Source organism: Streptomyces anulatus, assembly GCF_014650675.1.
GTDB lineage: Bacteria > Actinomycetota > Actinomycetes > Streptomycetales > Streptomycetaceae > Streptomyces > Streptomyces anulatus.
The window spans coordinates 670082-683501 of record NZ_BMVK01000003.1; the positions used below are offsets into that span (position 1 = coordinate 670082).

Here is a 13420-nt window from a genome sequence, read left to right on the forward strand (position 1 = left end):
CAACGGATACGAAGGAAGCCCCGGTCCGAGAGGACCGGGGCTTCCTTCATCCGGAGCGGACGACCAGGTTCGAACTGGCGACCTCAACCTTGGCAAGGTTGCGCTCTACCAACTGAGCTACGTCCGCAGTGCGCCGAAGCGCGATGCCTACTATACCCAACCCCGCTCGCGTGCGAGACGCACTGCCGTGTGCCGGTTCTCCGCACCGATCTTGGTGGCGGCCGACGACAGGTAGTTGCGTACGGTCCCCTGGGAAAGGGAGGCCCGCTCCGCGATCTCCGCGACCGGCGCCCCGTCCGCCGCCAGTTCGAGCACCTCGGCCTCCCTGGCCGTCAGGGGGGAGTCCCCGGCGGAGATGGCGTCGGCCGCCAACTCGGGATCCACGTAACGGTTTCCGGCGTGGACGGTACGGATGATCTCCGCCAGCCGCCGGGCGCTGACCGTCTTCGGCACGAACCCCCGTACGCCGGCGGCCAGGGCCCGCTTGAGGTGCCCGGGGCGGCCGTGACTGGTCACGATCATGGTGCGGCAGTGGGGCAGCTCGGCCCGCAGCGATGTGGCGACCTTCACACCGTCCGCGCCCGGCATCTGAAGGTCCAGGACGGCGACGTCGGGCCGGTGCGCCAGGGCCATCGCCAGGGCCTCGGGGCCGCTCGCCGCCTCCGCGACCACGACGAGGTCCTCCTCCAGGGCGAGCAGCGCGGCCAGCGCGCCCCGGATCAGGTGCTCGTCGTCGGCCAGCAGGACCCGCAGGGGCTGCGCGGTGGTCATCGTTCCTCCGGGAGGACGGAAGGGGTGGCGGAAGGTTCGGGGGACGGTGCGAGGCGGCCGTTCGTATCCGGGCGGGCCGTGAGCGGCACCGTCGCCGTCACCCGGAAGAGATCGTCCCCGACGGCTCCGGCGCTGAGCGATCCGCCGAGCGCGCCGAGCCGCACCCGCAGCCCGGCCAGGCCCGAACCGCCGCCGTCGTCGCCGTCCGCGCCGCCGAGCGGGCGGGTGGCGCCGGCCCCGTCGTTCTCGACCTCCAGGACCACCGCGTCCCGCGTCCGCGCGAGCCGGATCCAGCAGTGGCGCGGGTCGCCGTGGCGCAGGACGTTCGTCGCGGTCTCGCGCACCACCCAGCCGAGTGCGGCCTGGACGGCGGCAGGTGCCCCGATGCCGGCCGGGCCGTCCGCGCCCTCGACGGTGCAGGTGATTCCGGCGGCCTGCAACACGCCCTGCGCGCCCATGAGTTCGGTGGGCAGGTCGGCCTCCCGGTAGCCGCGTACGACATCGCGGACCTCCTGCTGGGAGGCGCGGGCGATCCGCTGCACCTCGACCATCTGGTCCATGGCCGCGGGGTTCCCGCGCTGGGCCAGCTCCACGGCCAGCTCGCTCTTCAGGGCGATCACCGACAGGTTCCTGCCGAGCACGTCGTGCATGTCCCGGCCGAACCGCAGCCGCTCCTCCGCCACCGCGAGCCGGGCCTGCATGTCCCGCGCCTCCTCCGCCTGCCACATCACGGACAGGCTCCAGACGCTGGGCCGGGCCGAGACGAGCACCAGCAGGGTGACGACGACCAGCGAGACGAACGCTCCGAACAGCAGCCCGCCCGGCACGCCCACGGCCGCCAGGAGCGCCACGACGGCCACCGAGAAGGCGGCGGCGTGGAGCAGGAACCTCCGGACCGGGACGATCAAGACGTACGGGATGGCGAACGCCACGGGCAGGTCCAGCACCAGCAGCACGAGCCCCTCCTCCTTCACGCCTCCCACCGCCGCGAGTGCCACCAGGAGGCCGGTCATCAGCACCTGGAGCGCGACGGGCAGGCGCAACCGCCCCGGAGGGAACGGCTCCGTCCCCCGGTAGTCGTCGAAGGCGGGGGTCAGATTCCGGTTGCTCAGCACGGACTGGGCGATGTTGGCGGCGAGGAACGCCCCTCCCAGGGCCATCGCCACCGGTCCCTCGTCCAGGGTCTCGCCGAGCGGCAGCAGCCCCCAGGACACCGCGAAGAACCAGGTGATCGAGCAGAGCGTCAACCGGGTGTAGAGGTCGATGCGCTCCAGCTTGCTGCGCTCGTGCCAGCCGCGCCGCCAGCCCCGTACCCGACCGATCACACCCCTCAGTCCCTTCATGTCAGCCGCGCGGGTCCCAGCGGAACCACCGTCGCACAGCAAACACGCCGAAAGCTGTCCAGGCCAGCGCGGTCACCCCGGCCGTGAACAGGTCGCCGCTCTCCACACCGCCGAGCCAGCCGTGCCGGATCAGGGTCATCACGCCCGTCATCGGCAGCAGTTCCAGCACGGAGGCCAGCTTGTCCGGGAACACCGCGAGCGGGATGAACAGTCCGGAGCCGAACATCGAGACGAAGAACAGCGGCAGGGTGGTGAGCTGCGAGGTCTGCACCGTCCGGGTGATCGCGGTGGTCGCCGCCGCCAGGGCGGACATCAGGACGAACCCCAGCAGCAGTCCGGCCAGCAGGAGGTCGGGGCGGTGCGGGGCGCTCAGGTCGAAGGCGATCGCGCCGGCCACCACCAGCAGCACGCACTGGGCGAGCGCCAGCGCGACGGACGGCAGCGCGGTGCCGATGAGGATCTCGCGGTCGGAGATCTCGCCGGTGCGCAGCCGCTTCAGGACGAGTTCCTCGCGCCGGGCGACGTACGCGGAGACGAGGTTCATGTAGACGACCTGGACGAGCACCATGCCGATGCCGCCGGTCAGGGTGGCGCCCGCGACGGTGAGCCCGGTGCCGCCGAGGTCGATCTGTTCGAGCGAGGACCGCATCGCGAAGATCATCGTGATGGGCAGCAGCAGGGCCACGACGATCGCGGTCCGGTTGCGCAGCAGGAGGATCAGCTCGGCGCGGCCGAGGGCGGTCAGCCGCCGGGCCACGGCCGCCGTGCCCGTGGGGGAGCCGGCGGGCGTCCGGTCGCGGAGGGGGGTCGTGGTGGTCGTCATGCCGTCACCTTCTTCGTGGAGCCGGAGCGGGTGGAGCGGTCCGGGACCTGGCGCGGGTCCTGGTCCCGGGGCGCGTGCCGGGTCTTCGCGATGTCGAGGAACGCCTCTTCCAGGGAGGCGGAGCGGGCGTCGAGGCCGTGCAGCCGTACGCCGGACTCCCGGGCCCACTCCAGGAGTTCGTGCAGCGTCTCCTGGAGGGAGGGGGTGCGGATCTCGACCCGGGACCCTTCCGCCGCGGCCCGCAGGGAGAGCGGGAGGTGCGCCGCCGGCACGGCCTCGGGCAGCACGAACCTGATCCGGGCGGGCTGCTGCGCCGTCACTTCGGCGATGGTCCCGGTCGTCACGATCCTCCCCTGATGCATGATCGCCAGGCGGTCCGCGAGCGCCTCGGCCTCCTCCAGGTAGTGCGTGGTCAGCAGCACGGTCGTGCCGTTGTCCCGCAGCGCCCGGACGAGCTCCCAGGTCTCCTGCCGGCCCTCGGCGTCCAGCCCGGTCGTCGGCTCGTCGAGGAAGAGCACCTCGGGCCGGGACGTCAGGGCGAGCGCCAGGTCGAGGCGGCGCTTCTCACCGCCGGACAGCTGCTTGACCCGCACGTTTCCCCGGCCGGTCAGGCCCACCATCTCCAGGGCCTCGCCGGCCGGGCGTGCGCCGGTGGTGCAGGCCGACCACATGCGTACGGTCTCCATGACCGTGAGGTCGGAGGGGAAGCCGCCTTCCTGGAGCATCACCCCGGTACGGGGGCGGACGGCGGCGCGTTCGCGGTACGGGTCGTGGCCGAGGACGCGCACCGTGCCGCCGGTCGGCGGCGCCAGGCCTTCGAGGAGTTCCACGGTGGAGGTCTTGCCCGCGCCGTTCGTCCCGAGCAGGGCGAACAGTTCGCCGCGGGCCACGGAGAAGGAGATCCCGGACACGGCCTCGAATCCGCCGGCGTAACGGCGCCGGACCTCGTTCGCCTCGATCACGGGACCGTCCGCGCGGTCGCTGAGAATGTCGTCGCTGGTCATGCTTCAAGGTTTCCGCCGGAACCGGCCCGCGAGCAGTGCGCGCTGTCATCACTGCTCATGACAAACCTCATGAGGGCGGCAGGGGACGAGCGAGGCGGGAGCACGACAAAGGCCCCGACCGGGAAGGTCGGGGCCTTTGATGCTGAGCGGACGACCAGGTTCGAACTGGCGACCTCAACCTTGGCAAGGTTGCGCTCTACCAACTGAGCTACGTCCGCAGTGCAGCCACTCGGCTTTCACCGGTGGAGCGAGCACTACTCTACCTGATCCAACGAAGTGGTCCGAAGAGTCGTGCAGAGCGGGTGACAGGAATTGCACACTGCGCCTTCCCCCTGGAAGGGGGATGTTCTACTACTGAACTACACCCGCACGCTGCGTGGGATTCGGCTTTGCGGCCTCGCCCCTCGGCGTGCTCCAGACTCTAGCCGACCTGCAGGGGTGTCGCGCAAGTCGGCTCCCCGCGGGCCCCGCGGGACGGGTCCCCGGACCCGGCCGACGGGGCGTCCGGGGCCGCCTGACGGAGCGTCCGGTTTCCCGGGTCGCACGGCCCGCCGACGCCCGGCGGGCCGCCCGGTCCGTCCGGCCGGACCGCCGCGGCTCACCCCGCCGCGTCGAACGCCTCGTAGACCTTCTTCGGGATGCGGCCCCGGGCCGGCACCTCCATCCGGTGCGAGCGGGCCCAGGCGCGGACGGCCGCCGGGTCCGGGGCGAGGGAGGTGTGGTGGTACGTCGTGGGCGTCCTGCCGTGCTTGCTGGCATTTGTCTGCTTTCGACCGGCGGCCACGTAAGGAGCCAGGGTCTTCCGCAGTTTCTTCGCGTTGGCGGGATTGAGGTCGATCTCGTACGTCTTCCCGTCCAGGGCGAAGGTCACCGTTTCCGCCGCCGCTCCCCCGTCGATGTCGTCGGAGAGTGTCACCACTACGCGCTGAGCCACGGATATCGGTCCTTTCCTACGGCACCGGCGCGTGTCGCGTGCGCGGATGCCTGCCTTCCGGCTGCCAGGCGGGCGGATGTGGATCGACGAGATGTCGACTTTCCGTTGTCGCCGGGGCAATGTTGCTTTCCCCGGTAATCATTTGTACAGCGGTGGGTGCCGCATTGTGAAGCCCAGCCAATTACATCCGCGTGTCCGTGTGCAATCCGTGTGCAATCCGGACGCGATTTTTCCAGACCTTTTCCCGCACGGTGTCGCGGCCGATATCTCGGCGTGATCTGCGCAGGGCGCCCGCCGTGTCCGTCCCGCCCGATATCTACCCGCGTAGAAATTTTGGCCAGGTACGCTGAGTGGACCCGCGGGGGTCTGGGGAACCCCCCGGAGAGACAGCCGCACCACACCACCACACCGGGAGTGCCAGTGGCACGCGTCGTAGTCGACGTCATGCTCAAGCCCGAGATCCTCGACCCGCAGGGACAGGCGGTGCAGCGTGCACTGCCCCGTCTCGGCTTCGAGGGAATCGCGGACGTTCGTCAGGGAAAGCGTTTCGAGCTGGAGGTCGAGGGGCCGGTCGACGACGCCGCCCTCGCCCGTATTAACGAGCTGGCCGAGACGTTCCTCGCCAACACCGTCATCGAGGACTTCGTCGTGAAGGTGGAGGAGGAGAAGTGACCACCCGTATCGGCGTCGTCACTTTTCCCGGCACCCTCGACGATCAGGACGCCCTGCGCGCCGTCCGGATCGCGGGCGCCGAGCCCGTATCCCTGTGGCACCGGGACAAGGACCTGCACCAGGTCGACGCGGTCGTCCTGGCGGGCGGTTTCTCCTACGGGGACTACCTCCGTGCCGGCGCGATTTCCCGCTTCTCGCCGGTCATGGAAACCCTCATCGAGCAGGCGAAGGCCGGTATGCCGGTCCTCGGCATCTGCAACGGCTTCCAGATCCTGACCGAGGCGCACCTGCTGCCCGGCGCGATGCTGCGCAACAACCACCTCCACTTCATCTGCCGCGACCAGACGCTGCGGGTGGAGAACGCGGAGACCGCCTGGACCTCGGACTACAGCGCCGGCCAGGAGATCAGGGTCCCGCTCAAGAACATGGACGGCCGGTACACCGCCGACGAGCACACGCTCGACGAGCTGGAGGCCGAGGGCCGTGTCGCCTTCCGCTACCTGGACGGCAACCCCAACGGCTCGCTCCGCGACATCGCGGGCATCACCAACGCCGCGGGCAACATCGTCGGCCTGATGCCGCACCCGGAGCACGCCGTGGAGCCGCTCATCGGCACCGGCCGCACCGACGGCCTCGGTTTCTTCACCTCGATCATCAAGAAGCTGGTCAACGCATGAGCCTGGATACGGTCAAGCACGCGGCCGAGACCCCGGACGCCGAGCAGCCCTGGAAGGAGCTCGGCCTCAAGGAGGACGAGTACGCCCGGATCCGCGAGATCCTGGGCCGCCGTCCCACCGGCGCCGAGCTCGCCATGTACTCGGTGATGTGGTCGGAGCACTGCTCGTACAAGAGCAGCAAGGTCCACCTCAAGCAGTTCGGCGAGAAGGTCCCCGCCAACGACGCGATGCTCGTCGGCATCGGTGAGAACGCCGGCGTCGTCGACGTCGGCCAGGGGTACGCGGTCACCTTCAAGGTCGAGTCGCACAACCACCCCTCGTACATCGAGCCCTACCAGGGCGCGGCCACCGGCATCGGCGGCATCGTCCGCGACATCCTCGCCATGGGCGCCCGCCCGATCGCGGTCGTCGACCCGCTGCGCTTCGGCGCGGCCGACCACCCCGACACCAAGCGCGTCCTGCCGGGCGTCGTCGCGGGCATCGGCGGCTACGGCAACTGCCTGGGCCTGCCCAACATCGGCGGCGAGGTCGTCTTCGACGCCTGCTACCAGGGCAACCCGCTGGTCAACGCCGGCTGCATCGGCGTGATGAAGCACGAGGACATCCACCTCGCGCAGGCGTCGGGCCCCGGCAACAAGGTCATCCTGTACGGCGCCCGCACCGGCGGCGACGGCATCGGCGGCGTCTCCGTGCTGGCCTCGGAGACCTTCGAGTCCACCGGGCCCGCCAAGCGCCCCGCCGTCCAGGTCGGCGACCCGTTCCAGGAGAAGCTCCTCATCGAGTGCACCCTGGAGATCTTCAAGGAGAAGCTCGTCGCGGGCATCCAGGACCTCGGCGGCGCCGGGCTCTCCTGCGCCACGAGCGAGCTGGCCTCCGCCGGTTCCGGCGGTATGCGCGTCGAGCTGGACACCGTGCCGCTGCGCGACTCCTCCCTCTCGCCCGAGGAAATCCTCATGAGCGAGTCGCAGGAGCGCATGTGCGCGATCGTCGAGCCGCAGCACGTGGACCGCTTCCTGGAGATCTGCGAGAAGTGGGACGTCATCGCCACCGTCATCGGTGAGGTGACCGACGGTTCCCAGCTGGAGATCTTCTGGCACGGCGAGCAGATCGTGGACGTGCCGCCGCGCTCGGTCGCCCACGACGGCCCGGTCTACCACCGCCCGTTCGCCCGCCCGTCCTGGCAGGACGCGCTCCAGGCGGACGACGCGGGCAAGCTCGCCCGCCCGGCGAACGCCGCCGAGCTGCGCGAGCAGGTCCTGAAGCTGGTCGCCTCCCCGAACCAGGCCTCCAAGGCGTGGATCACCGACCAGTACGACCGCTTCGTGCAGGGCAACACCGTGCTGGCGATGCCCGAGGACGCGGGCATGGTCCGCATCGACGCCGAGTCGAACCTGGGCGTGGCCATGGCGACCGACGGCAACGGCCGGTACGCCAAGCTCGACCCGTACACCGGCGCGCAGCTCGCGCTGGCGGAGTCGTACCGCAACGTCGCCGCCTCCGGCGCGAAGCCGCTCGCCATCTCGGACTGCCTGAACTTCGGTTCCCCCGAGGACCCGGACGTCATGTGGCAGTTCGCCGAGGCCACCCGCGGTCTCGCGGACGGCTGCCTGGAGCTGGGCACCCCGGTCACCGGCGGCAACGTCTCGCTGTACAACCAGACCGGTGAGACGGCGATCCACCCGACGCCGGTCGTGGCCGTGCTCGGCGTGATCGACGACGTCAACCGGCGTACGCCGGTTGCCTTCGCGGAAGAGGGCCAGCTCCTCTACCTGCTGGGCGACACGACCGAGGAGTTCGGCGGCTCGGCCTGGTCCGAGGTCGTCCACCAGCACCTGGGCGGCCTGCCGCCGAAGGTGGACCTCGGCCGCGAGAAGCTGCTCGCCGAGATCCTCATCTCGGCCTCCCGCGACGGCATGATCGACGCCGCGCACGACCTGAGCGACGGCGGTCTGATCCAGGCCGTCACCGAGTCCTGCCTGCGCGGCGGGAAGGGCGCCCGGCTGGTCGTGCCGGACGGCCTGGACGCGTTCACGTTCCTCTTCTCCGAGTCGGCGGGACGCGCGGTCGTCTCGATCCCGCGCAGCGAGGAGCTCCGCTTCAACGACATGTGCGGGGCGCGTGGTCTGCCCGTCACCCGCATCGGTGTCGTGGACGGCGAGGAGATCGAGATCCAGGGCGAGTTCAGCATCCCGCTGAGCGAGCTCCGTACGGCGCACGAGGCGACGATCCCCGCGCTGCTCGCCTGAGCCGCGCGCCGACCGGCGTTCTCGAAGCCCCCGCCCGGATCATCCGGGCGGGGGCTTCGGCCTTTCCCGTCCCCCTGACGGACATCGCTTGTCAGAGATTACGTAATTACGTAAGGTTGGTGTCATGGAGCTGGAGCAGCGGGTCGCCGAGCTGGAGAGGCGGCTCACGGCCCTGGAGCGGCAGGACCCCGGGTCCCCCCGCCTGGGCGACGGCGACTTCTGGGCGTTGGACGGGTTGAAACACCAGCTTGCCGAGGTCGGGGAGGCCGCCGCCGACGGGGGAGTCCTCTACACGGGCTCGGTACGGCTGCCCACCGGCGAGAGTTACGAATGGCAGTACGGCGCCCTCACCGAGGCCCTGGTCGACGGGGACTGGGCGGACGCCGCCGAGTCGTTCGCCGCGCTCGGCCACCCGGTCCGGCTGCGCCTGCTCCGCGAGATCCTCGGCGGCCTGAGGACGGCCGCCGAACTGGCCGCGCTCGACGAGGTCGGCACCACCGGCCAGATCTACCACCACCTGCGTCAGCTGACCGGCGCGGGCTGGCTGCACGCGGCCGGCCGGGGCCGGTACGAGATTCCGCCGGTCCGGGTGGTGCCGCTGCTGGTGGTGCTCACGGCGGCGCGGCCCTGAAGCCGAAGCCAACGGGAAAACAGGGGGAAACATGACTGTCCGCACAGCCGTCGCGAGGGCCCTGCGCCTGTCCTGGGCGGTCCTGATCGCGCTGATGATCAGCGAGTTCGTCACGGATCTGCCCGGACCCGGGTGGGCGACCACGCTGCTGCCCGCCTCGGTCGTTCTCGTCCTCATGGTGGCGGCGATGACCCTGCAGGTCCGGGCCGCCGCCCCCCGGGGCGAGCCGCGGCCCCCGGTCGAGGTCGACCCGCCGGTGACCGGGCGCTGGACGGCCCTGAACAGCCCGGCGGACAAGGTGCCGAGCCACGGGACGCACGTGTACGGGCAGACGTACGCGATCGACATCGTGGCCGAGCCGGAGACGGAGGAGGGCGGGGCCACGGCCCGTCCGCCGTTCCGCATCCTCTGGCCGGTCGTGCGCCGCAACCGCGACTTCCCGGCCTTCGGCGCCCCGCTGCTCGCGGTGGCCGACGCCACGGTCGTCCGGGCGAGCGACGGCCAGCGTGACCACCTGAGCCGCAACTCCCTGCCCGCCCTCGCCTACCTGATGCTCATCGAGGCCAATGTCCGCTCGATCCTCGGCGCGCACCGGATCATCGGCAACCACGTGATCCTCGACCTCGGCGAGGGCACGTTCGCCGTCTACGCCCATGTGCAGCGCGGCTCGCTCCGGGTGAAGGCCGGGGACACGGTCCGCGCCGGGCAGCGGCTCGGGAGGGTGGGCAACTCCGGCAACACCACCGAACCGCACCTCCACTTCCACCTGATGGACGGCCCCGACCCGGACTCCGCCCGGGGTGTCCCGTTCACCTGGCGGGGCGTCGGAGTCCCGGCGAACGGCGAGACGTTCACGGTCGGTGAGCAGGTCGGTGAGCAGGTCGGGGAACATGTCGAGGGGCAGGCCGCGGAGGCCTGACCCGGGCGGCGATGTCGGTGGGGCCGGTTACTCTCGGCCCCATGCCCCCGGCCAAGAAGCGCCCGCGCGCCCACGACCACCTCAGGACCCGGACGGCGGTCCTCGCCCAGTTCGCCCATGTCCGTGACGCCGTCGCTGTGTTGACGCCCGACCAGCTCGCCCGGCCGACCCGGCTCGGCGACTGGACGGTGCGCGAGCTCGTCGCGCACATCGCGATGGGGCTGAGCAGTGTCTCCCGGTCCGTGGACCTTCCGGAACCGCCCGGGCCCAAACCCCAGGTCGCCCTGCTGGAGTGGCCGGCGGCCCCCGCCGCGCACGCCGCCCGGATCGCCGAGGACGTCGAGGACCTGGCGGCCGCCCGCCCCGACCTCACCACGCTGTTCGAGGAGGCGGAAGCGGGGTTCGCCGACGCCGTTCCGGCCTCCGGCACGGGGGAGCGCCTGCTGGCCACCCGGATCGGCTCGATGCGGCTGACCGATTACCTGGTCACCCGGACCGTCGAGCTGATCGTCCACACGGACGACCTGAACGAGGCGCTCGGGCTGGAGATCCCCTACGACCGGCAGGCCCTGGCCGCCTGCACCCGGCTGCTGGCGGACGCCCTCGCGGACCGGGCGCCCGGCGGCTCGGTCGAGGTGCGGGTCCCGCCGTTCGCGGTGGTCCAGTGCATCGGCGGACCCAAGCACACCCGGGGCACCCCGCCCCATGTCGTCGAGACCGGCCCGCTGACCTGGATCCGGCTCGCCACCGGGCGTACGGAGTGGGCGCGGGCCCTGGAGGACGCCGAGGTCAGCGCCAGCGGGGAGCGGGCGGACCTGGCCGGGCTGCTGCCCCTGATGGGCTGAGGCGGCCACCGGGAAGCGGAGCGGGCGGAACCGGATCGGCCCCCCGTTCCGTCACATCGCCATGCGCACACAACGGATGACCCTCAGCGTCAGTGTCCTGGCCCTCCTCACCCTCGCCGCCTGCGGTACGGAGTCGGGTTCCGGCTCCGGCAAGGGATCCGGCGAAGGCAGCGACAGCGTGCAGAGCGACGTCCCCGTCACCGGGGTCGCGTGGCGCGTCGACTCCGTGACCGTCGGCGGGAAGAAGACCGAGGCCCCGGAGGGGGCCCGGCTGGAGATCGACCCGAAGGGCCGGGCCACGGCCGACTTCGGCTGCAACCACATCAGCGTGGACGCCCGGGTGAAGGGCGATCGGATCACCCTGGGCAAGCCGGTGACCACGCAGATGGCGTGCGACGTGAAGATCGAGAAGTTCGAGAAGGCCGCCATCGACGCGATGGGCGGCGAGCACACCGCGAAGCTCTCCGGCGACCGGCTGACCCTCACCACCGAAGGCGGCGACTCGATGGCGCTCAGCGAGGAGAAGCCCGCCGATCTGGTCGGCACCCGGTGGGCCGTGACCACGCTGCTCAGCGGTGAGACCGCCACGACCGTACCGGCGGACCTGCCCAAGGAGAAGGCACCCCATCTGACCCTCTCCGAGGACGGCACCGTGGAGGGCAACTCCGGCTGCAACTCCTTCCGCGGCCAGGCGACGGTCAAGGGCTCCACGATCACGTTCGGACCGGTGGCCGGCACCCGCAAGATGTGCCCGGAGGCCGAGATGGCGACGGAGCGCGCCGTGCTCGCCGCCCTGGACGGCAAGGTCACTTACACGATCAAGGGCAAGGCCCTCACGCTCACCGCCGCCGACGGCAAGGGCATCGGCGCGACGGTCACACCCGCCGGGGGCGGGAGCGGCGCCCAGCACGGCTGAATCCGTGGGACAGCCGTGCCGGGCAGACGGACGGCGGTGCCCGGCCCCGGCCCCGGCCCCGGCCAGGAGCCGGCCGGCCGGGGCCCGAACGCCCGGACCACCGAGGTGGGTCAGGAACCCGTCGGATAGGGCAGCAGACCGGAGTCCGTCCTCTCCCACGACGCCCGCAACGCGGCCAGCCGCTCCGGGTCGGCCTTCGCGCGGTCGGCCTGCTCGCGCCGGTCGTCGGCCAGGTTGAACAGCTGGTCGGCCCCGCTCCTTCCCCGGTAGTACTTCCAGTCGCCGCGCCGCAGCGCCCGCTCGCCGCGCACCCGCCAGAACAGGTCGCGTTCCTTCGGCGTCTCGCCCCGCAGCAGATATCCCGCGAGGCTGATGCCGTCCAGCGGGTGGGCGGGGTCCGGTCGTGCCCCGCCCAGCTCCAGCAGGGTGGCCGTCCAGTCGGGGGAGAACACCGGGAGGTCGCTGACCTGGTGGCCTTCGACGCGCGCGGGCCAGCGCAGCACCGAGGGAACGCGGATGCCGCCCTCCTGGAGCGAGCTCTTGTTGCCGGCGAGCGGCCAGTTGTAGGAGAACCGCTCGCCGCCGTTGTCGCTGGCGAAGAAGACCAGGGTGTCCTTCTCCTGCCCCGACCGCTTCAGCGCCTTCAGCACCTCGCCGACCGAGCGGTCCAGGTCCTCGACCATCTCCGTGTACTTCTCGACCGAGCCGCCGTCGCCGTGCCGGAGGGCGGACCGGTCGCCGGCCTTGATCCGGCGGACGACCTCGGCGCTCGCCTCCGTGTCGCCGTCGGCGATCCAGGGCCAGTGCGGGGTGGTGAAGTTCAGGTTGAGCAGCCACGGCCTGCCGTCGTGCTCACGCTGTACGTACTCGCTCGCGCGCTCCGTGAGGATCCGGGTGTAGTACCGCAGGTCCTTGTACTCGGCGTCGCCCTCGTACAGGTCGTACTCGCCCGCCAGGCCGAGCTTGGAGTAGTACTCCAGGGCTCCGCCGAAGTTGCCGAAGAACTCGTCGTAGCCCGACCTGGTCGGGCTGTAGTCCGGCAGGTATCCGCAGTGCCACTTGCCGATCAGCGCGGTCGAGTAGCCGACGCCGCGCAGCAGGGAGGCCAGCGTCGGATGGGTGGGCTCCAGCCCCACCGACCTGTCGGCGATGGGCTCGGCGAGTCCGCCCTTCGTACGCCCCGGATAGCGCCCCGTGTAGAGGCTGAACCGGGTGGGGGAGCAGGTCGCCGACCCCGAGTACGCGTCGGTGAAGCGGACGCCCTGCCGCGCCAGCCGGTCCAGGTGGGGTGTGCGGATGTGCGGAGACCCGTACGAGGAGAGATCCGCCCAGCCGAGGTCGTCGCCGAGGATGAAGAGGATGTTGGGACGGCGCGCGTGCTTGCCGGGGGCGGCACGGAACGGGCGCTCCCGTGTCACGTCGTCGGCGGTCGTTCCGGCGGCGGATGCCGGAACGGCCGCCGGTATGCCGGCCGCGGTGACGGCGGTCGCGCCCACGGCGGTGGTGAAGGCGCGCCGGGTCAGCGGCGTACCGGATCGTTTTTCCGAACGTGTCTGCGCATCGCGAGAGGTCATGGGGGCTCCTGGGAGGGCCTCGGGCACCGATCGGAGGACGGGGCGCGAGGCAATGGGCGCGACTT

General features: G+C 71.3%; 13 protein-coding genes and 3 tRNA genes. 7 read left to right on the top strand and 9 right to left on the bottom strand.

The annotated features are described in order from the left end of the window. Positions 1-54: 54 nt before the first annotated feature. The 8 genes from IE272_RS11415 to IE272_RS11450 form a co-directional block, all read right to left on the bottom strand. A tRNA-Gly gene (locus IE272_RS11415) sits at positions 55-127 on the bottom strand. A gap of 23 nt (positions 128-150) precedes the next feature. Further along, positions 151-771, bottom strand: a complete 621-nt coding sequence (locus IE272_RS11420; RefSeq protein ID WP_007447446.1) for a response regulator transcription factor — start codon at positions 769-771, stop codon at positions 151-153. Continuing rightward, complete coding sequence (locus IE272_RS11425; protein WP_190006770.1) at positions 768-2114, bottom strand: sensor histidine kinase; 1347 nt, start codon at positions 2112-2114, stop codon at positions 768-770. The genes IE272_RS11420 and IE272_RS11425 overlap by 4 nt, the downstream gene beginning before the upstream one ends. A gap of 1 nt (position 2115) precedes the next feature. Next, positions 2116-2937 (bottom strand): ABC transporter permease, encoded by an 822-nt coding sequence (locus tag IE272_RS11430; RefSeq protein WP_050358706.1) that lies wholly within the window; start codon positions 2935-2937, stop codon positions 2116-2118. Then, on the bottom strand, positions 2934-3941 hold the full coding sequence (locus tag IE272_RS11435; RefSeq protein WP_056702395.1) for an ABC transporter ATP-binding protein: 1008 nt from the start codon (positions 3939-3941) through the stop codon (positions 2934-2936). The genes IE272_RS11430 and IE272_RS11435 overlap by 4 nt, the downstream gene beginning before the upstream one ends. Positions 3942-4086: 145 nt before the next feature. After that, positions 4087-4159: transfer RNA gene (locus IE272_RS11440), tRNA-Gly, on the bottom strand. Positions 4160-4238: 79 nt separating this feature from the next. Beyond that, a tRNA-Gly gene (locus IE272_RS11445) sits at positions 4239-4310 on the bottom strand. 229 nt (positions 4311-4539) lie between these two features. Next, positions 4540-4875: a histone-like nucleoid-structuring protein Lsr2 gene (locus IE272_RS11450; protein ID WP_007447454.1), complete on the bottom strand. Its 336-nt coding sequence runs from the start codon at positions 4873-4875 to the stop codon at positions 4540-4542. A 420-nt stretch (positions 4876-5295) separates the two neighbouring features. Between IE272_RS11450 and purS the strand changes: the two genes are divergently transcribed. The 7 genes from purS to IE272_RS11485 all read left to right on the top strand — a co-directional run bounded on the left by purS (position 5296) and on the right by IE272_RS11485 (position 11781). Next, on the top strand, positions 5296-5547 hold the full coding sequence (purS, locus tag IE272_RS11455) for a phosphoribosylformylglycinamidine synthase subunit PurS (protein ID WP_003968034.1): 252 nt from the start codon (positions 5296-5298) through the stop codon (positions 5545-5547). Then, a complete protein-coding gene (purQ, locus tag IE272_RS11460) occupies positions 5544-6224 on the top strand; it encodes a phosphoribosylformylglycinamidine synthase subunit PurQ (RefSeq protein ID WP_007447456.1) in 681 nt (226 codons plus the stop codon). The genes purS and purQ overlap by 4 nt, the downstream gene beginning before the upstream one ends. Then, a complete protein-coding gene (purL, locus tag IE272_RS11465) occupies positions 6221-8470 on the top strand; it encodes a phosphoribosylformylglycinamidine synthase subunit PurL (protein ID WP_050358704.1) in 2250 nt (749 codons plus the stop codon). The genes purQ and purL overlap by 4 nt, the downstream gene beginning before the upstream one ends. 124 nt (positions 8471-8594) lie before the next feature. Next, positions 8595-9101 (top strand): ArsR/SmtB family transcription factor, encoded by a 507-nt coding sequence (locus IE272_RS11470; protein WP_057664088.1) that lies wholly within the window; start codon positions 8595-8597, stop codon positions 9099-9101. 31 nt (positions 9102-9132) lie between these two features. After that, positions 9133-10020, top strand: coding sequence for a M23 family metallopeptidase (locus IE272_RS11475; RefSeq protein WP_190006771.1), 888 nt, complete (start codon positions 9133-9135; stop codon positions 10018-10020). Positions 10021-10061: 41 nt separating this feature from the next. Beyond that, on the top strand, positions 10062-10865 hold the full coding sequence (locus IE272_RS11480) for a maleylpyruvate isomerase family mycothiol-dependent enzyme (protein ID WP_050358701.1): 804 nt from the start codon (positions 10062-10064) through the stop codon (positions 10863-10865). 61 nt (positions 10866-10926) lie between these two features. Then, positions 10927-11781 carry an META domain-containing protein gene (locus IE272_RS11485; RefSeq protein WP_050358700.1) on the top strand — a complete coding sequence of 285 codons (855 nt, stop codon included), beginning with the start codon at positions 10927-10929 and terminating at the stop codon, positions 11779-11781. A gap of 110 nt (positions 11782-11891) precedes the next feature. Here IE272_RS11485 and IE272_RS11490 read toward each other — a convergent pair whose 3' ends face one another. Further along, on the bottom strand, positions 11892-13355 hold the full coding sequence (locus tag IE272_RS11490) for a sulfatase family protein (RefSeq protein ID WP_050358699.1): 1464 nt from the start codon (positions 13353-13355) through the stop codon (positions 11892-11894). Between the last annotated feature and the right edge of the window lie 65 nt (positions 13356-13420).

What these genes read in the sequence shown, in the direction of transcription:
- IE272_RS11435 (WP_056702395.1), bottom strand. Translation starts at nt 3,941, where the DNA reads ATGACCAGCGACGACATTCTCAGCGACCGCGCGGACGGTCCCGTGATC.
- purL (WP_050358704.1), top strand. Translation starts at nt 6,221, where the DNA reads ATGAGCCTGGATACGGTCAAGCACGCGGCCGAGACCCCGGACGCCGAG.
- IE272_RS11470 (WP_057664088.1), top strand. Translation starts at nt 8,595, where the DNA reads ATGGAGCTGGAGCAGCGGGTCGCCGAGCTGGAGAGGCGGCTCACGGCC.
- IE272_RS11490 (WP_050358699.1), bottom strand. Translation starts at nt 13,355, where the DNA reads ATGACCTCTCGCGATGCGCAGACACGTTCGGAAAAACGATCCGGTACG.
- IE272_RS11480 (WP_050358701.1), top strand. Translation starts at nt 10,062, where the DNA reads ATGCCCCCGGCCAAGAAGCGCCCGCGCGCCCACGACCACCTCAGGACC.
- IE272_RS11475 (WP_190006771.1), top strand. Translation starts at nt 9,133, where the DNA reads ATGACTGTCCGCACAGCCGTCGCGAGGGCCCTGCGCCTGTCCTGGGCG.
- IE272_RS11430 (WP_050358706.1), bottom strand. Translation starts at nt 2,937, where the DNA reads ATGACGACCACCACGACCCCCCTCCGCGACCGGACGCCCGCCGGCTCC.
- IE272_RS11425 (WP_190006770.1), bottom strand. Translation starts at nt 2,114, where the DNA reads ATGAAGGGACTGAGGGGTGTGATCGGTCGGGTACGGGGCTGGCGGCGC.
- IE272_RS11485 (WP_050358700.1), top strand. Translation starts at nt 10,927, where the DNA reads ATGCGCACACAACGGATGACCCTCAGCGTCAGTGTCCTGGCCCTCCTC.
- IE272_RS11420 (WP_007447446.1), bottom strand. Translation starts at nt 771, where the DNA reads ATGACCACCGCGCAGCCCCTGCGGGTCCTGCTGGCCGACGACGAGCAC.